Source organism: Nitratireductor sp. XY-223 (assembly GCF_004959855.1).
GTDB lineage: Bacteria > Pseudomonadota > Alphaproteobacteria > Rhizobiales > Rhizobiaceae > Hoeflea_A.
The window spans coordinates 163,760-180,649 of record NZ_SPNT01000005.1 but is presented as its reverse complement, the minus strand read 5'-3'; the positions used below and the strand labels follow the sequence as shown (position 1 = coordinate 180,649).

Sequence of the window (16,890 nt, the reverse complement as noted above, 5' to 3'; positions counted from 1 at the left end):
TGAGTGCATTTGGTGAGTATTTGCTCATTATACAAGCAATTGCTCACTGAATTCTGGGAGGAGTTCCATGGAATACACTGCACGCACGCTTTTGGGCGCGGCAGCCCTGTCACTGCTTGCATCGACCGCATTTGCCGAGACACTGACCATCGCGACCGTCAACAACGGTGACATGATCCGCATGCAGGGTCTGACCGATGACTTCACGGAAAAAACCGGCCACGAAGTCGAGTGGGTCACACTTGAAGAGAACGTCTTGCGCCAGCGTGTCACGACAGACATCACCACAAAGGGCGGCGCCTTCGACATCATGACGATCGGCATGTACGAAACGCCGATCTGGGGCAAGAACGGCTGGCTCGTTCCGCTGGACGGCTTGAGCGCTGATTACGACGTCGATGATCTGCTGCCCGCAATGCGCGCGGGCCTGAGCCATGACGGCACGCTCTTTGCAGCGCCGTTCTACGGCGAGAGCTCGATGATCATGTACCGCACCGACCTTATGGAAAAGGCCGGCCTGGAAATGCCGGACGCGCCGACGTGGCAGTTCATCCGCGAAGCCGCCGCCGCCATGACGGATCGCGACAACGACATCAACGGTATCTGCCTGCGCGGCAAGGCCGGCTGGGGTGAAGGCGGTGCCTTTATCACTGTCACCGGCAACTCGTTTGGCGCGCGCTGGTTCGATGAAGACTGGAACGCACAGTTCGATCAGCCGGAATGGGCGGAAGCGCTCAACTTCTTTATCGACATGATGAAGGAGTCGGGTCCGGCGGGCTACGCGACCAACGGCTTTAACGAGAACCTGTCCCTGTTCCAGCAGGGCAGATGCGGAATGTGGATAGACGCCACCGTTGCTGCGTCCTTCGTGACCAATCCCAGCGACTCCACCGTGGCCGACAAGGTCGGTTTCGCGCTGGCGCCGAACAGCGAAGGCGTTGACAAGAGATCGAACTGGCTCTGGGCCTGGGCGCTCGCTATCCCGGCGGGTACACAGAAAGCCGACGCCGCCAAGGAGTTCATCGAATGGGCGACCTCGAAGGGCTATATCGAACTGGTCGCGGAGAATGAGGGCTGGGCCAACGTGCCGCCGGGCGCACGCACATCGCTCTACGAGAACCCGAACTACAAGGACATTCCGTTCGCCAAGATGACACTGCAGTCCATACTGGCCGCCGATCCGAACAACCCGACGGTCAAGCCGGTTCCCTATGTTGGCATCCAGTTTGTCGCCATACCGGAGTTTGCCGGAATTGGCACGGAAGTCAGCCAGGAGTTCTCGGCAGCCTATGCCGGCCAGCAATCCGTGGAAGAAGCCTTGGCCAAGGCACAGGCTCTGACCAACGACGCTATGGAAGCTGCGGGCTACCGCTAGGCTTCTCCTCCCATAGCGAAGCTGGAGGGCGGCACCGCGACCACAGCCCGCCCTCCGGCAAAGAACAAACCACTATACCCTTTACCGCTCATCTGAACTGGCGCCACACTGCGACGCCAACAGAGGAGGTTTGTCATGGCAACCCAGCATTCTCGCTCCGCAGCCCGCTTCATGATGGCGCCCGCTGTATTCCTGCTTCTGGTCTGGATGTTGGTGCCACTGACGATGACGCTGTTCTTTTCATTCAAGAAATATCTTCCGCTCAGGGGCGACTCCATGGCCAACGGCCTCGAATGGGTGGGTTTTGCCAACTATGTGCGGTTCGTGGGCTCCAGCTCCTTCTGGCCCAGTATCCAGGCGACGCTGGTTATCGTTGGCGGTGTTCTTGTCGTCACGATTGTTCTCGGCGTGTTGCTGGCCATGTTGCTGGATCAGCCGATGTGGGGTCAGGGCATCGTCCGCATACTCGTGATTGCGCCGTTCTTTGTCATGCCGACCGTTTCGGCCCTGGTGTGGAAGAACATGTTCATGGACCCCAACAACGGGCTGCTGGCCTATCTTTGGAAGGCATTCGGCGGCACGCCGGTGGAATGGTTGAGTCAGGCGGCCCTCCCGTCGCTGATCATGATCGTCAGCTGGCAGTGGCTGCCCTTTGCGACGCTGATCCTGTTGACCGCCATCCAGTCGCTCGACAGCGAACAGCTTGAAGCCGCCGAAATGGACGGCGCGCCGGTGCTGAAGCGATTCTGGTTCATTATCCTGCCGCATCTCAGCCGCGCCATCACCATCGTCATCCTGATCCAGACGATCTTCCTGCTGTCGATCTTCGCGGAGATCTTTGTCACGACGGGCGGCGCGTTCGGCACCAAGACACTGACTTACCTGATCTTCCAGCGGGTGCTGGAAAGCCAGAATGTCGGCTTGGGCTCTGCCGGCGGCGTTTACGCCATCATCCTCGCCAACATCGTCGCGCTCTTCCTGATGCGCATTGTCGGCAAGAACCTGGACGCGTGAGGAGATAGACCATGGCCCGAGCTGTCACCAACAATCGCAAGGCAATCAACACGGGATTGGCGTGGCTGATCGGCCTGCTGATATTCTTTCCGATCCTGTGGACCTTCCTGACCAGCTTCAAGACGGAAGCCCAGGCAATCAACGATCCGCCGCTCTTCCTGTTTTTCGACTGGACGCTCGAAAACTACGCCGTCGTGCAGGAGCGCTCCGACTACCTTCGCTTCCTGTGGAACTCGATCATCATTGCGGGCGGCTCGACGCTGTTGGGCATCGTCATCGCGGTGCCCGCGGCGTGGTCGATGGCCTTTGTGCCGTCAAGGCGCACCAAGGATGTCCTGCTGTGGATGCTGTCTACAAAGATGCTTCCCGCGGTGGGCGTTCTTTATCCGATCTATCTGCTCTTTATCCAGTTGGGCCTGCTGGACACGCGCATCGGCCTGACCATCGTCCTGATGCTCATCAACCTGCCGATCATTGTCTGGATGCTCTACACCTATTTCAGGGAAATTCCCGCGGAAATTCTCGAAGCGGCGCGCATGGATGGCGCATCCCTGCGCGAGGAGATCCTCTATGTCCTCACACCGATGGCTGTACCCGGCATCGCCTCGACGATCCTGCTCAACTTCATCCTGGCATGGAACGAGGCCTTCTGGACGCTCAATCTGACAGCCGCCAATGCCGCGCCTTTGACGGCGTTTATCGCCAGTTACTCGAGCCCCGAGGGGCTGTTCTACGCCAAGCTCTCGGCTGCCTCGACCATGGCAATCGCGCCGATCCTCATTCTCGGCTGGTTCAGCCAGAAGCAGCTCGTGCGCGGCCTGACCTTCGGCGCGGTGAAATAGGAAGTTCGTTATGGGAAAAATAGCACTCAAGCACGTCACCAAGTCCTTCGGAACGACGGAAGTCATACCGCCGCTGGATCTCGATATCGAAGACGGAGAGTTCGTCGTCTTCGTCGGCCCTTCCGGTTGCGGAAAGTCGACGCTCCTGCGTCTGATCGCTGGCCTCGAAGACGTCACAAGCGGCATGATCGAAATCGATGGCAACGATGCGACGAGGGTCCCGCCCTCCAAACGCGGCCTTGCCATGGTTTTCCAGTCCTATGCGCTTTATCCGCACATGTCGGTGCGCAAGAACATCGCCTTTCCGTTGAGAATGGCGAAGGTCGACGAGGCCGAACGCGATCGCAAGGTCGAGGCCGCGGCCGGCATTCTCAATCTCACCGATTACCTCGAGCGGCGACCGGGCCAGTTGTCGGGCGGCCAGCGCCAGCGTGTCGCCATCGGCAGGGCAATCGTGCGCGAACCCGAGGCGTTCCTGTTCGACGAACCGTTGTCCAACCTTGACGCGGCGCTTCGGGTCAATATGCGGCTGGAAATCTCGGAACTGCACCAGAGCCTTGCGACGACCATGATCTACGTCACCCACGACCAGGTCGAGGCGATGACCATGGCCGACAAGATTGTCGTTCTCAATGCCGGTCGCATTGCGCAGGTTGGATCTCCGCTGGAGCTTTACCGCGCGCCGCAGAACAAGTTCGTCGCCGGCTTCATAGGGTCGCCGAAGATGAACTTCATCGAGGGCGAGGAAGCCCGCAAGCAAGGCGCGCACACCATTGGCGTCAGGCCCGAGCATCTGGCGCTTTCGACCGACGGCGGCACCTGGGAAGGCACCGTCGGTGTTGCCGAGCATCTGGGATCCGACACCTTCCTGCACGTCCACATCGACGGCGTCGGTGCGTTGACCGTGCGGACCCAGGGCGAGGCCGGTCTCAACCACGGCGACCGCGCCCACATTACCCCCGATCCGGAGCGGATCCACAGGTTCGACGGTGATGGATTGGCGCTTGCATGAAACGGTTTGACGGCAGGAACGTGCTGATTACAGGCGCAGCGCGCGGGATCGGCAGGGCCTTTGCGACGGCCTTCGCCGCAGAGGGCGCCAACGTGGTGATTGCCGATATCGACATCGCGCAGGCGCGCGAGACCGCCGCGGAAATCGGAGAACGGGGGCATGCCGTGCAGCTCGATGTGGCGGACCAGCAGTCGATCGATGCGGCGATAGTCGAGGCCGATGCGACGGGTGGCGGCATCGATGTCCTCATCAACAATGCCGCCCTTTTCGACCTTGCGCCGCTGACGGAAATCAGCCGCGAGAGTTTCGACCGGCTTTTCACGGTCAATGTGGCCGGAACCCTGTTTACCCTGCAGGCGGTGGCGAAGGCGATGATCGCTCGCGGCAGAGGCGGCAAGATCATCAACATGGCGAGCCAGGCCGGGCGCCGGGGCGAACCGCTCGTTGCGGTGTACTGCGCGACCAAGGCGGCGGTCATCAGCCTCACCCAGTCCGCCGGGCTGGCACTGATCAAGAACGGCATCAATGTCAACGCCATCGCGCCCGGTGTGGTCGAGGGCGAGCACTGGGACGGCGTCGACGCGAAATTCGCACAATACGAGAACCGGCCCCTGGGCGAGAAGAAGCGACTTGTGGGCGAAGCCGTGCCCTACGGGCGGATGGGGACGGCCGAGGACCTGATCGGCATGGCGTTCTTCCTTGCCGGACCTGAGTCCGACTATGTGGTCGCCCAGACCTACAATGTCGATGGCGGGAACTGGATGAGCTGATGGCGGTGAAACTCACCCAGGACACGCTTGGCGAACTGCCGCAGAATGTGGCCGTGCCGGCCTATGACCGCTCTGCGCTGACACCCGGCATCCTGCATATCGGCGTCGGTAATTTCCACCGCGCTCACCAGGCCGTCTACCTGGACCGGCTGTTCAACCTCGGGCGTGATCGCGACTGGGCCGTGATCGGCGCCGGCGTGCTGCCGGGTGACGCAGCCATGCGGCACCGGTTGAAGGCGCAGGACTGCCTCTCGACGGTCATCGAGCTCGCACCCGCCGGTCTCGATGCCCGGGTATGCGGCGCGATGATCGATTTCGTCGACACCGATGCGCGGGCGCTGGTCGCAGCGCTTTGCCGGCCGGACATCCGCATCGTCTCGCTGACAATCACGGAAGGCGGCTACTTCATCGACGCCATGACCGGCGGGTTCAACCTGCAAAGCGAGGACATCCGCCACGACATCGCGTTTCCCGACGATCCGCGGACCGTTTTCGGAATGCTGGTGGCAAGCCTCAGGCAGCGCCGGGACGCCGGTTTGCCGCCCTTCACCGTCATGTCCTGCGACAACCTGCCTGAAAACGGGGACGTCACGCGCAATGCCGTCGTCGGCCTTGCGACTGCCGTCGACCCTCAATTTGGCGCCTGGATCATGCACAACGTCGCCTTCCCGAACGGCATGGTCGACTGCATCACGCCGGCAACCTCAGACCAGGAGCGGGCCATGGTCCGCGACACGTTCGGTGTCGCCGATGCCGCGCCTGTCACCTGCGAGCCCTTCCGCCAATGGGTGCTGGAGGACGACTTCCCGACCGGCCGGCCGGCGCTGGAAAGGGTCGGGGTCGAATTCGTCGACGACGTTGCGCCCTATGAGCTGATGAAGCTGCGCATCCTCAATGGCGGCCATGGGGCGATCGCCTATCCGGCGGCGCTGCTTGGCCTTGTCTATGCCCACGATGCGATGGCGCATCCGCTGATCAGCGCTTACCTCGAGAAGCTCGAGCTGGAGGAGATCATCCCGACGGTGCCGCCCATCGAAGGGGTGAATTTTCGCAAATACCTGGCTGCGGTCGTCGAGCGCTTCTCCAATCCGGCGGTCCGCGACACGGTGACCCGCCTTTGCCTCGATGGTTCCAACCGCCAGCCGAAGTTCATTCTTCCGCCTGTTCGCGAGCGCGTCAAAAAGGGCCTTTCCGTCGATGGTCTGGCGCTCGAAGTGGCGCTGTGGGCCCGCTACTGCGCCGGAACCGACGAAGCGGGCGGCGAGATTCCGATCAACGACGAGAACGCCGAATTGCTCAACCGGCACGCGCTGGCTGCCAGGGACAATCCGGCCGCATTTCTCGAAATGGAGTCGGTTTTCGGCGATCTGCGCGCGAGCGGCGAATTCCGGGATGCTTTCGCATCGGCCCTCGAGCGGATTTGGGCGGCCGGGACGGAAACGGTCCTTGGCGAATATGTCGGGCGGTGACGGGCCGCCAGCAGACCGGGCCTGTGGAGGTTACGGATAGAGCCCTGCCACGCGTCCGCGCAGCGCGATCAGCGCCAGCACCGTGTCGATCGTCGGGGTCGGCGTTTCGGTGATGCGGCCGAGTTCCTGAACGGATCGGACCAGCGCGTCGATTTCCATCGGCCGCTTCGCATCAAGGTCCTGCAGCATGGACGTGCGGTGCGCGCCCACCGCTGCGCCGCCGTCAATGCGGCGCTCGACATCGATCGGGAACTTGACGCCGAGTTTTTCGGCGATCGCCTGTGCCTCCAGCATCATGGCGCGGGCAACGCCGCGTGTTCCGGGATCCGTGCAAAGAACGTCGAGCGTGGCATGCGTCAATGCCGAAATCGGATTGAACGAAAGGTTGCCCCAGAGCTTGACCCAGATTTCGTCGCGCAGTTTCGGCCGGACCGGTGCCTTGAGGCCGGCGGCGCCGAGCGCCTTCGACAGCGCCAGCGCGCGCTCCGATTTCGATCCGTCCGGCTCGCCCAGTGAAAAGCGGTTTCCCTCGATATGGCGCACGGTGCCCGGCTCGACGACCTCGGCCGCTGGATAGACGACGCAGCCAAGCACCCGGTCGGGGCCGAAACCGTCCCATTGCCGGTTGCCGGGATCGACGCTCGCGAGCCGCGTTCCCTCGAGCGGGCCGCCGATCTTGTGGAAATACCACCAGGGAACGCCATTGACGCCGCTGACGATGGTGGTGCGGTCGCCAAAGAGCGGCCGCATTTTGTCAACGACGGGCGGGACGGAGTGCGCTTTCAGCGTCACGATCACGTAGTCCTGCGGCCCGAGCGCGGCGGGATCGTCGCTGGCGGTCGCCGCCGCTGTCGACGTTTTCCCGTCCTCGATCAGCGTCAGGCCCTTGTCGCGCATCGCCTCAAGGTGCGGTCCGCGTGCGACGAGGCTGACATCGGCGCCCGATGCCGCCAGCTTCGCGCCCAGGTAACCGCCGATGGCGCCGGCTCCGAATATGCAGATCTTCATAAGCTGAATCCCGTGGACAACTTAGGCAGAATCCACGAGGCCGAGCTTCTGCGCAAGCCCGATGCGCTGCAGTTTTCCGGTCGCCCCCTTGGGGATCTCGTCCAGTATGACGACCTTGCGCGGCACCTTGAAATCGGCCATTCGCGTTGCCGCGAAGTCGCGGATGCCGCGCTCGTCGGCGACCTCGCCCTCGCGCAGCACGACGGCCGCGGCGACCTCCTCGCCGAGCTTGGCATGCGGCATGGCGAAGGTGACCACCTGGGCGATTGCCGGGTGGTCCATCAAAACGCCGTCCACCTCCAGCGGGCTGATCTTCTCGCCGCCGCGATTGATGATTTCCTTCAGCCGGCCGGTCAGCTGCAGGTAGCCCTCGTCGTCGAAAAAGCCGTTGTCGCCGGTCCGGAACCAGCGTCTGTCCTCGGCTGAAAAGAAGCTCTTTTCGTTCGCTTGCCTGTTGTTCTCGTAGCCCGGCGTGACATTGGCGCCCGATATGACCACTTCGCCTGCGCCGCCCACAAGCCGGTCTTCTTGCGGGTCGGCGATACGCACGAGCGGACCCGCGGCAACGCCGACCGAGCCGGGTTTCTGGGCGCGCGGCGGCAACGGGTTACTCGCCATCTGGTGGGCGGCCTCCGTCATGCCGTAGGCCTCGATGACCGGCGCCTCGAAGGTTTCGGCGAGCGTCAGCATAACCTGCGCCGGCAGCGAGGCCGACGAGGAGCGCAGGAAGCGCAGATTGGCCGCCTCGATTGTGTCTCGGTTGCGCCCGGCGCGCGAAAGGATCGCCTGGTGCATGGTCGGGACCGCCGTATACCAGGTCGGCTCGGCATCGCGCATCCAGCCGAAGAAGCGCAGCGCGTCGAAGCCCGGCGCGCACCAGATCGACGCACCGGCGGCGAGCGAGGCGGTGACAGCGGCAATCAGCCCGTGGATGTGGAAGAGCGGCATCACATTGAGGCAACGGTCCCGCGGCGTGAGCGCCAGCGATACGCCAATGTTCTTCGCCGACGCAGCGATATTGGACTGCAGCAGCGGCACGATCTTCGGCCGCGATGTCGTGCCGGACGTATGCAGGATCAGCGCGACGTCGCCGGCTTCCGGTTCGCCGGCACCCGCCGGTGCGCCGGGCGGTGTGTCGCACGAAAGCGCGAACCAACCCGCCGGCCTGGCGGGATCCGTTGCAAGGCGGATGACGGCGATGCCAAGTTCACCCGCCGCGTCCAGCGCCGGACCGACATAGCCGTCTGGCAGGACGATGGCGCGGGCCTTCAGGTCGTCGAGATAAAAGGCGTATTCATCGGTGCGGTAGGCGGGATTGAGCGGCGCGGTGACGGCAGCCTGGGCGATCGTCACAAAGACCGTAGCCATTTCCGGCCCGTTGGGCAGGACAATCGCCACGCGATCGCCCGCGGCGATGCCCATTCCTCTCAGGTCCCGCGCGATGTCGGCCGAGAGGGCGCGCAACGCGCCATAGCTCAGCCAGTCCCTGTCCGGCCCGCCAATCGCCGGGAGTTCGTCGTCATGGCCTGCAAGCAGCGCCCTTATCGTTTCGGTCATTGCATACTTTCTCGCAGCGGATCAGCGCGATGCGGCGTAGTAGGAGATACGGCGTTCCAGATAACCGAGAAATTCGGAAAGGGAAAATGCCAATGCGAAGAGCACGATCAGCACCGCCCAGAAATGCGCCATCAGGAAATTGTTCGAATAAAGTTCGAACAATGCGCCGAAACCGACGATCGATATCAGCAGCTGGCCGATGATCACGCCCTTGACGGCCCGGATGACGCCGATGCGCACGCCGCCCAGTATCTCCGGCAGCGCCGCCCAGAAATAGACCTTGAAAAAGGCGTCAAGCGGCGAGGCGCCGAAGCTGCGGGCCATTTCGACAAGTGAGCGGTTGATCTGCTTTACCCCCGCGCGCGAGTTGAGGATGATGATCCAGATTGCAAACAATGTGGTCGTAATGATGATCGACTTCATGCCGAAGCCGAACAGGACCATCAGCACCGGCACCAGCGCCGTCAGCGGCGCGCTGAGGAATATATTGACCCATGGCAGCAGAAGCTCGTCGATGATCCGGCTCTTGCCCATCAGGATGCCGACGGGAATGCCGATGACGACGGCAAAGAAGACGCCGGCGCCGAACGCATAGGCCGTTTGCGACAGGGCCTTGGTGAAAGCGGGCGTCCCGATGACGGAAAACAGGGTGGTGATGACTTCCGAGAGCGGCGGAATGAAAAACGTCCAGCCCGAGAGGCCGACAATTTCCCAGACCGCCGCCCACAGGATCAGCGAGGACATGGCTGGAAGTCTGTACCCGAAGAGCGTCACGGCATGCTACTCCACATAGTTGCGCAGCGATGCCCAGATCTGGTCGACAATGTCCAGATATTCGGGGCTGCGCCTGATGTTGTCCGCCTTCGTTCCGCGGAAGCTCGTCGGACGGATGATCTCCGAAACGCGGCTCGGACGCGGCAGCAGGATGGCGATCTGGTCGGAGATGTAGACGGCCTCCTCGATCGAGTGCGTGACGAAGATGAAGGTCTTGTTCTCGTTGCGCACCAGCGCCAGCAAATCCTCCTGGAATTTGCGGCGGTTCTGCTCGTCGACCGCCGAGAATGGCTCGTCCAGCAACAGCACCTGCGCATCGACGGAGAGCGCCCTGGCAAGGCCGACGCGCTGGCGCATGCCGCCGGACAGTTCGTGCGGATAGGCCTTCTCGAAACCCGAGAGGCCGACATTGCCGATGTATTTTTCGGCGACAGCCTCGCGCTCGGATTTGCCGACCCCGCGCAGCTCGAGGCCGAAGGAGACATTGCGCAGCACATTGGCCCACGGCAGCAGCGCGAAGTCCTGGAAGACGAAGGCGCGGTCCGGTCCGGGGCCCGTGACCTTGCGGCCGTCGATCTCGATTTCCCCGGCCGTCGCCGGGATCAGGCCGGCGATGATTTTCAGCAGCGTCGTCTTCCCGCAGCCGGACGGACCCAGCAGCGAGGTCAGCTGGCCGCGCGGGAATTCCAGCGACAGGTCCCGCAGTGCTTCCACCTCGCCATAGTTCTTGGAAACGCCGCGCACGGAGACCGCGCTGTCGATGTCGATCGGATCGGCCTTCCCGAAGGCGTCGCTAGTCTGAGACATAACCACGGTTGTTCCCTTCAAACAGTGTGTTTTCCAGCCGCTCGAGCCCGTTCAGGAAGAGGACGGCAAGGACGATGATTGAGAAGATCGCCGCATACATGGTCGGGTAATCGGCGATGGAGCGGCTGTAGGTGATGATATCGCCGACGCCGGTCGGGGTGATCTTCAATTCCGCCAGGATGGCGCCGATGAAGCCGGCCGAAACACCGAGCCGCAGGCCGGAGAAGATGACCGGCGAAGCGGCCGGAATGATGATCTTGAGGATGATGTCGCGGTCGCTTGCCAGGAACGAGCGCCCCATTTCCTTGATGGAAGCGGGCGTGTTGCGCACCGCCGTGCTGGTGTTGAGCACGATCACCGGCATCGCCATGATGCAGACCACGAACACCTTCGAGGTCAGGCCGATGCCGTAGGCCATGACGAGGATCGGGATGAGCGCTGCCAGTGGCGCCGCCTGCATGACGATGAAAATGGGAGAAAACAGCCAGTCGAAACGGCTGCTGAGGCCGATCCACAGGCCGAGGCCAATACCCGAAACAGCCGAGATGGCGACACCGAGGACAAGCGGCCTCAACGTCTCGGCATAGGCGGTGAACAACCGCCCGTCCATGGTAATGGTGTAGAGCGCATGCATGGACTCGGTGAAGGTCGGAAAGGCGTAGCTGACCGGAATCAGGCCGGCGATCTGCCAGGCGCCGAAGACGATGACGGCGGAGAGCAATTTCAGAAAAAGCGATCTTTGGTTCATGATCCGGTCTTTCCGGCGCGCCGGACGGGTTGGGCGGCCCCGGTGCCCGCGGGGCAGGGGCCGCGACTATCGATCTATTTCTTCATGGCCGCATCGAGCGGCGCGAGATACCAGAATTCCTCGATATCAAGCGTTGATGGATCGCCTTCGAGCTGGCCGGCGGCGGAATACCACTCCATGTCGGCTGCAGCCGCGACGCGTCCGCCGCCATTGGGATCGTAGAGCCCGCCGGCCACGGCATCGATGTAGAACTGGTCGAGACCGTCGAGGATTTCCGGCGGAAGCTGGCCGATCGGGCCGTCCGGGTCGGTCTCGCGGCGGATGATCGTCGGATCCTCATGCATGTCCTGCCACACGCTCAAGAGCGCTTCGACGAAAATTCCGACCTGCTCCTCGTTCTCCTTGATCCAGTCGAGATTGGCGAACAGCGCCTCGTCGCTGGAATCCACTTCGAACATCGGCAGCACGTTGAACTTGTCCGGGAACTGCTTGATCACCTTGTTCTTGTTGGCAAGGTCGATGATCGTCGCATCGGTCTGGCCGCCGACCAGCGCGACGACACGGTTGGCCGAGCCCGGCACATAGGAGCGCTTGCCGAAGGTGATGCCGACCTTGTCCTCGATCACATTGGCGATGGAATCCGTGCCGCCGCCGCGCGAATGCAGCAGAATCGGCTGGCCGTCGAGATCCTTCAGATCGCTGAATTTCTTGGTGGTGACGGGAAAGAACTTCAGTTTCGAGAGCTGGAAGATGATGCGGATCGGCGCCTTGGAGCGCTGCATCGCCGCGTAGGGCGTTCCGAAACCGATATTCATCTGGCCGCTCAGGACCGCCTGGATGGCAAGCTCCTCGTCGGAGAACGCCGTCCACTCGTAATCGAGGCCGTTGGCCCTGGCGCGGTCAAGGGCGACGAAGAATGCCGCCAATTCGTCGGACGGCGTTTCGGCGAGCGCGATCTTCAATTTTTCGGCCTGCGCGGACGACAGCATGAGGCCCGCCGCAACGGGCAGAGCCACCGCGAAACCGGTGATTTTCCTGATGAGACTTCTCATTATTTCCTCCCTGCGAAATTGATTATGAAATCCGTCTGTGCCGCGCGGTTCTCCTTTCCCGTGCGCTCTGTTCCTCCCGATCCGCCAACCGTCAGATCTCCCCGAAAAGCCGCCCGGCAACGGAGCGCAGATGCTTGCGCATCGCCTCCTGTGCGGCCATCGGGTCGCGGTTGCGGATCGCCGCCGCAATCTCCTTGTGTTCCGAAAAGCTTGGATGATCGTCCGCCGGGCCTGGCGACTGGCGCGTGACGCTGCCCCAGGCGACGGCCCGGCGCACCAGGTTCAGCTGGTCGAATATCGATAGAAGAAGCAAGTTGTCGCTGGCCTCCGCCACGGCCCGATGGAACTCGTCATCCTGCACCTCGTAAGCCTTCCAGCTTGTCGCGGTGTGGGCGCGTTCCATGGCCCGGTCCATGTGCACGAGCGCCTCGCCGGAGGCGTTGATGGCCGCCTCGCGGGCGATCGCCGGTTCGATGGTCAAACGCGCGCGCATCATCTTGAAGGGCGTCAATTGCTTGCCGATCTCTATGGGCGAGCGGGTCATCTGGTCGAGGTCATCGCCCGTTGCCGCAACGAAGGTGCCCTTGCCGACATGCCGCCAGATCGTGCCCTCGCGTTCCAGCGTGTCGAGCGCCTTGCGCAGCGTGTTGCGCGTGATGCCGAGCTCGGTCGTCAGCACCCGTTCGGCGGGCAGGCGCTGGCCGGGCTTCAGCCCGCTGTCGGCGATGTAGTTGCGCAATTCCGAAAGCGCGTCGGCTCCGTCGGAGTTATGGGTTCCTTCGAACACGCGATGCTCCAGCTTTGGTTGACCAATATGTCGAAATACGCGACCAATTGGCAAGATCATTGGCGATTGATCGTGAAAAGTCAACTAAAACTGGATTGGTTGTGATTGATTTCAGCGAGCAATTGCCATATGTGAATTCAGAACAAACAGTTTCTGGGGAGGTTTTCATGTCCGATTTTGCGATTGCGGCGCCGACGCCGGTTTCGATCCCGGTGGCCGGCGACGGCCGCTTTCCGGTGCGCCGCGTCTACTGCATCGGCCGCAACTACGCCGCCCACGCGGTCGAGATGGGACATGATCCCGACCGGGAGCCGCCGTTCTTTTTCCAGAAGAACCCGGACAATCTGGATCCGTCCGGCGAATTTCCCTATCCGCCGAAGACGTCCGACGTGCACCACGAGGCGGAACTCGCCGTGGCGCTGAAATCGGGCGGCACGAACATCTCCGTCGGCGACGCGCTGAGCCATGTCTTCGGCTACGCGCCGGCGCTCGACATGACGCGCCGCGACCTGCAGGGCGAGGCGAAGAAGATGGGCCGGCCCTGGGAGATTGGCAAGGCGTTCGAGCGGTCGGCGCCGATCGGCCCGCTGCAGCCGGTCTCAAGCGTCGGCCATCCGGACAGCGGCCGCATTGTGCTGAAAGTCAACGGCGAGACGCGCCAGGAGGGGGACCTCAACCAGATGATCTGGAAGGTGCCGGAGATGATCGCCTATCTCTCGGACTATTTCGAGCTTGCCTCCGGCGACGTCATCCTGTCGGGAACGCCCGCCGGCGTCGGCCCGGTCCAAAGGGGCGACGCCCTGGAAGTCACCGTCGAGGGCCTGGAGCCGCTGCGGGTGACGGTCGTCTGACCCCGGACGCGAAACCCGCACAAATCCTTTGGTTGCATCCCCGTCCTGCGCTACTCTTTCGCGGCAAAGGATGGTGCGATGCTTTCATCGATGACGCGCGGACGCGGCAGGCTGCTGACCCTTGTGCTCGCTCTAAGCCTGACCGCCGGACTGACGGCCTGCGAAAGACCGCCCGAGGAGACGCCCATAAGCGAGGTCCGCTTCCTGTGTTATGTCGCCCGGACCGAGGTCGGCGTGTCGGCCATGCACCACGTCACCGCACAGTTCGGCACTGAAATCGGCCTCAATATCCGCACGCTCAACTTCGTCTGCGAGCCGGTGCACAAGAAACACAGCCGCAACCAGTTGCCGGCAAAGCATCCGAACTGGTTTCCCCTGACCTGTTACGGCGTCGAGGGCAGCCCCCGCAACATCGTTGTCGACCTGACCGACCAGTTCCATCCCGAGAACGAGGTGCGCACGACCGTCAAGGAACCCAGATATCTGTGCGATCCCGTACGCTCGAAAGTGCTGAACGAGCGCCGTCAGCCGGGCGACAAGTTCCCCTTCCCGACATTGATCTACAAGGTGACGCCGCAAGTGCTGCCCAATCCGCCGGCGGTCTTCACGCTGGATGAATTCGGTGTCCAGGCGGTGACGCCCACGCGGCTTGAATTTCTGATGGAGCCGGCCGTCAAGAACGAAAGGGATGAGCCGCCCGAGGAAAAACCCTGGACCTGCTATCTGGTCAACCAGAACCCGCTGATGCAGGACGTCGAATTCACCGACCAGTTCAACGAGGACGGATTTGCGGTGACCATTCTGCAGACCTACATGCTGTGCGATCCGGCCGTGAAGACGATCGTCGACGAGTAGGGGCCGGTCACGTTTTGAACAGGAAAGGCCCGGCTCCATGAAATCGGTTCCACGGATTGCCTTCGCGCTGTTTGCCACCTTTGCCGCGCTCGGCGTCGCTTTCGCCGATCCGGTCCTGAAGGTCGGAACGACGGGCGATTACAGGCCGCTCACCTGGTACGACACGAAGACGCAGAGCTACGAGGGCAGCGCCATTGACCTTGTCGAGGCCTTCGCCAGGGACCGCGGCTACGAGATCCGCTTCGTCGGCACCACCTGGCCGACGCTGATGCAGGGCCTGACGGGCGGCGAATACCAGATGGCCGCCGGCGGCATTTCGAAGACCGACGCGCGGCTGAAGGTCGCCCTTGCGTCGGCGCCGGTCGAGCATTCCGGCAAGGTGCCGCTGGTGCGCTGCGGCGACGAGCAGCGCTTCGCAACGCTTGCCGATATCGACAAGGCGGGCGTCACCGTCGTCGAGAACCGCGGCGGCACCAACGAGAAATTCGCCCTCGCCAATATCAGGAACGCCACGCTGATCATCGTTCCGGACAATCACCAGCCCTTCGACTACCTGCGCGCCGGCCGCGCCGACGTCATGTTCACCGATTCCATCGAGGCGCTTTACCTGCAAGGCAAGGATTCCGGCCTGTGCGCCGTCAACGCCGATCATCCTTATGATCCCGTCGACAAGGTGTTTTTGTTCCGGCAGGACGAGGGCGCGCTGCGCGACGAATTCAATGCCTGGCTAAAGGGGCGTAAGGGGAACTAGATCGCTCCGGCAATAAAGGCGTCGGGCAATTCTTCGATGGTTCTGTCCAGTTCGCCGTACAGTTGCTCGGCCTTTCTTCGAAGGTCCGGCGACACGGTCCTGGCCGATCTCTCGCGACGACCGGGCAAGCGCACCGGAAAACCCGCAAAGTCCGAAAGTGCGCCCTGATTGTCCCAGATCGTCTCATAGCGAAGGCACAGGACCTCCAAAGTTGTGCTCGTCGTCCATGCCTGCAGTTGCTCTGCAATGCGCATTATGTCGCGTTCGAACAATTCCTCGAACGGCCCCGACGCGTTCAGGTGGTCAAGGTGTTGCTCAACCCATTCCCGGCCTGCGTGCTGCCGAAGGTTATAGACCGACAGGGCCGCATCGACCGCGCTTCCGAAGATAAACACGATCCGCGCGTCGGTCTGGTTCAATCCGCCGGGCATATCGTGGGTCTTGTATACGTAGCCGCGCTGCAGCCGCTCTTGTCCCAGTTTCCAGGCCGCCTTGCGGACCGAACGGCGCACATCGGGAATGAGAGCAAGGCGCCCGAACTGGAGACGGGCCAGACCGTCGGCCGTCGCCCGATACACCATCGAAGAGCCGGTACGTCCGAAGCTCGCATTCAACAGGGGTGGAGACGTCATTCGGTCTCTCCTGGAGGAGATGATCCTGTTTGTCGCCGCCTCGCGAATGCGCATAAGCATTGCTTCGGGTTTCCTGCCTTCTCTTGATGCGCTGCCTTGCACCGAACACTGGTCACATCCGGTGTCGACGGTTGCGCGCCAGAATACGCAATCCGCCCGCCGGGGTCGGAGTTGTTGCAAACGGGGCAACCCCTAAAACTGCCTAAAAATGAATCCCCAGCCGCTCTATCGGCGTGCATCCCCAAATATAAGATGCGCATTATTAAGAATTGTCGCCGCAATGACAAGAAAGCAGCCTAAAGGCCGAAATTTCGATTGAAATCTATGATTTAAAAATACGAGGTGATACAAGTTTAGATATGCATTCATTTGATTTCGGTTTTCGATTTTGCCGATAAATACTGCCGCCATTGGCCGCAATGCACACAGATACATCGCCCGGCGATCGACAACGCTTTCAGCACCGATCCTCTGTGGCGGAGCCGGACATGGGTCGCCATCGCGGCCCGGCGTGCTTCGGCCGCTCATTGCCCGCCGGCGCGCCACCGGGGAACCGGCGGAAGAGGACGCCTGAACCGCATGATCA

17 protein-coding genes are annotated in these 16,890 nt (G+C 62.3%); 9 read left to right on the top strand and 8 right to left on the bottom strand.

The genetic code is table 11. The features are described from left to right. Positions 1-67 precede the first annotated feature (67 nt). The 6 genes from E4M07_RS18185 to E4M07_RS18160 all read left to right on the top strand — a co-directional run bounded on the left by E4M07_RS18185 (position 68) and on the right by E4M07_RS18160 (position 6,482). Positions 68-1,375, top strand: coding sequence for a sugar ABC transporter substrate-binding protein (locus tag E4M07_RS18185; RefSeq protein WP_136659805.1), 1,308 nt, complete (start codon positions 68-70; stop codon positions 1,373-1,375). Between the two features lie 135 nt (positions 1,376-1,510). Next, a complete protein-coding gene (locus tag E4M07_RS18180; RefSeq protein WP_136659804.1) occupies positions 1,511-2,389 on the top strand; it encodes a sugar ABC transporter permease in 879 nt (292 codons plus the stop codon). 11 nt (positions 2,390-2,400) lie between these two features. After that, entirely contained in the window at positions 2,401-3,231 is an 831-nt protein-coding gene (locus E4M07_RS18175) for a carbohydrate ABC transporter permease (protein WP_136659803.1), read from the top strand. A 10-nt stretch (positions 3,232-3,241) separates the two neighbouring features. Then, positions 3,242-4,243: an ABC transporter ATP-binding protein gene (locus E4M07_RS18170; RefSeq protein ID WP_136659802.1), complete on the top strand. Its 1,002-nt coding sequence runs from the start codon at positions 3,242-3,244 to the stop codon at positions 4,241-4,243. Continuing rightward, complete coding sequence (locus E4M07_RS18165) at positions 4,240-5,013, top strand: L-iditol 2-dehydrogenase (protein ID WP_136659801.1); 774 nt, start codon at positions 4,240-4,242, stop codon at positions 5,011-5,013. Before E4M07_RS18170 ends, E4M07_RS18165 begins: the two co-directional genes overlap by 4 nt. Beyond that, positions 5,013-6,482 carry a mannitol dehydrogenase family protein gene (locus E4M07_RS18160; protein ID WP_136659800.1) on the top strand — a complete coding sequence of 490 codons (1,470 nt, stop codon included), beginning with the start codon at positions 5,013-5,015 and terminating at the stop codon, positions 6,480-6,482. The genes E4M07_RS18165 and E4M07_RS18160 overlap by 1 nt, the downstream gene beginning before the upstream one ends. Positions 6,483-6,512: 30 nt before the next feature. On the opposite strand, the gene E4M07_RS18155 is transcribed toward E4M07_RS18160, so the two are convergent. From E4M07_RS18155 to E4M07_RS18125, 7 genes are all read right to left on the bottom strand, one after another. Then, positions 6,513-7,490: a 2-dehydropantoate 2-reductase gene (locus E4M07_RS18155; protein WP_136659799.1), complete on the bottom strand. Its 978-nt coding sequence runs from the start codon at positions 7,488-7,490 to the stop codon at positions 6,513-6,515. A 21-nt stretch (positions 7,491-7,511) separates the two neighbouring features. Continuing rightward, positions 7,512-9,047 (bottom strand): acyl--CoA ligase, encoded by a 1,536-nt coding sequence (locus E4M07_RS18150; RefSeq protein WP_136659798.1) that lies wholly within the window; start codon positions 9,045-9,047, stop codon positions 7,512-7,514. 21 nt (positions 9,048-9,068) lie between these two features. Next, the gene (locus E4M07_RS18145; protein WP_136659797.1) at positions 9,069-9,821 is read right to left on the bottom strand and encodes an ABC transporter permease subunit; all 753 of its coding nucleotides are present in this window, start codon (positions 9,819-9,821) and stop codon (positions 9,069-9,071) included. Between the two features lie 6 nt (positions 9,822-9,827). Beyond that, positions 9,828-10,628 (bottom strand): ABC transporter ATP-binding protein, encoded by an 801-nt coding sequence (locus tag E4M07_RS18140; protein ID WP_136659796.1) that lies wholly within the window; start codon positions 10,626-10,628, stop codon positions 9,828-9,830. Beyond that, positions 10,615-11,376 carry an ABC transporter permease gene (locus E4M07_RS18135; protein WP_136659795.1) on the bottom strand — a complete coding sequence of 254 codons (762 nt, stop codon included), beginning with the start codon at positions 11,374-11,376 and terminating at the stop codon, positions 10,615-10,617. The genes E4M07_RS18140 and E4M07_RS18135 overlap by 14 nt, the downstream gene beginning before the upstream one ends. 74 nt (positions 11,377-11,450) lie before the next feature. Further along, complete coding sequence (locus E4M07_RS18130) at positions 11,451-12,428, bottom strand: ABC transporter substrate-binding protein (RefSeq protein ID WP_169054276.1); 978 nt, start codon at positions 12,426-12,428, stop codon at positions 11,451-11,453. A 91-nt stretch (positions 12,429-12,519) separates the two neighbouring features. After that, entirely contained in the window at positions 12,520-13,215 is a 696-nt protein-coding gene (locus tag E4M07_RS18125; protein ID WP_246660497.1) for an FCD domain-containing protein, read from the bottom strand. Between the two features lie 167 nt (positions 13,216-13,382). Here E4M07_RS18125 and E4M07_RS18120 point away from each other — a divergent pair, with 167 nt between their 5' ends. From E4M07_RS18120 to E4M07_RS18110, 3 genes are all read left to right on the top strand, one after another. Continuing rightward, positions 13,383-14,066 carry a fumarylacetoacetate hydrolase family protein gene (locus tag E4M07_RS18120; protein WP_136659793.1) on the top strand — a complete coding sequence of 228 codons (684 nt, stop codon included), beginning with the start codon at positions 13,383-13,385 and terminating at the stop codon, positions 14,064-14,066. Between the two features lie 78 nt (positions 14,067-14,144). After that, complete coding sequence (locus tag E4M07_RS18115; RefSeq protein WP_136659792.1) at positions 14,145-14,921, top strand: hypothetical protein; 777 nt, start codon at positions 14,145-14,147, stop codon at positions 14,919-14,921. A 37-nt stretch (positions 14,922-14,958) separates the two neighbouring features. After that, positions 14,959-15,672 (top strand): transporter substrate-binding domain-containing protein, encoded by a 714-nt coding sequence (locus E4M07_RS18110; RefSeq protein WP_136659791.1) that lies wholly within the window; start codon positions 14,959-14,961, stop codon positions 15,670-15,672. Here E4M07_RS18110 and E4M07_RS18105 read toward each other — a convergent pair. Beyond that, positions 15,669-16,304: a hypothetical protein gene (locus E4M07_RS18105; RefSeq protein ID WP_136659790.1), complete on the bottom strand. Its 636-nt coding sequence runs from the start codon at positions 16,302-16,304 to the stop codon at positions 15,669-15,671. The genes E4M07_RS18110 and E4M07_RS18105 overlap by 4 nt on opposite strands. Positions 16,305-16,890 lie beyond the last annotated feature (586 nt).

Bases quoted from the DNA above. Each gene is read 5' to 3' on its own strand.
- E4M07_RS18185 (WP_136659805.1), top strand. From the start codon at position 68: ATGGAATACACTGCACGCACGCTTTTGGGCGCGGCAGCCCTGTCACTG.
- E4M07_RS18180 (WP_136659804.1), top strand. From the start codon at position 1,511: ATGGCAACCCAGCATTCTCGCTCCGCAGCCCGCTTCATGATGGCGCCC.
- E4M07_RS18175 (WP_136659803.1), top strand. From the start codon at position 2,401: ATGGCCCGAGCTGTCACCAACAATCGCAAGGCAATCAACACGGGATTG.
- E4M07_RS18170 (WP_136659802.1), top strand. From the start codon at position 3,242: ATGGGAAAAATAGCACTCAAGCACGTCACCAAGTCCTTCGGAACGACG.
- E4M07_RS18165 (WP_136659801.1), top strand. From the start codon at position 4,240: ATGAAACGGTTTGACGGCAGGAACGTGCTGATTACAGGCGCAGCGCGC.
- E4M07_RS18160 (WP_136659800.1), top strand. From the start codon at position 5,013: ATGGCGGTGAAACTCACCCAGGACACGCTTGGCGAACTGCCGCAGAAT.
- E4M07_RS18155 (WP_136659799.1), bottom strand. From the start codon at position 7,490: ATGAAGATCTGCATATTCGGAGCCGGCGCCATCGGCGGTTACCTGGGC.
- E4M07_RS18150 (WP_136659798.1), bottom strand. From the start codon at position 9,047: ATGACCGAAACGATAAGGGCGCTGCTTGCAGGCCATGACGACGAACTC.
- E4M07_RS18140 (WP_136659796.1), bottom strand. From the start codon at position 10,628: ATGTCTCAGACTAGCGACGCCTTCGGGAAGGCCGATCCGATCGACATC.
- E4M07_RS18135 (WP_136659795.1), bottom strand. From the start codon at position 11,376: ATGAACCAAAGATCGCTTTTTCTGAAATTGCTCTCCGCCGTCATCGTC.
- E4M07_RS18130 (WP_169054276.1), bottom strand. From the start codon at position 12,428: ATGAGAAGTCTCATCAGGAAAATCACCGGTTTCGCGGTGGCTCTGCCC.
- E4M07_RS18120 (WP_136659793.1), top strand. From the start codon at position 13,383: ATGTCCGATTTTGCGATTGCGGCGCCGACGCCGGTTTCGATCCCGGTG.
- E4M07_RS18115 (WP_136659792.1), top strand. From the start codon at position 14,145: ATGCTTTCATCGATGACGCGCGGACGCGGCAGGCTGCTGACCCTTGTG.
- E4M07_RS18110 (WP_136659791.1), top strand. From the start codon at position 14,959: ATGAAATCGGTTCCACGGATTGCCTTCGCGCTGTTTGCCACCTTTGCC.
- E4M07_RS18105 (WP_136659790.1), bottom strand. From the start codon at position 16,304: ATGACGTCTCCACCCCTGTTGAATGCGAGCTTCGGACGTACCGGCTCT.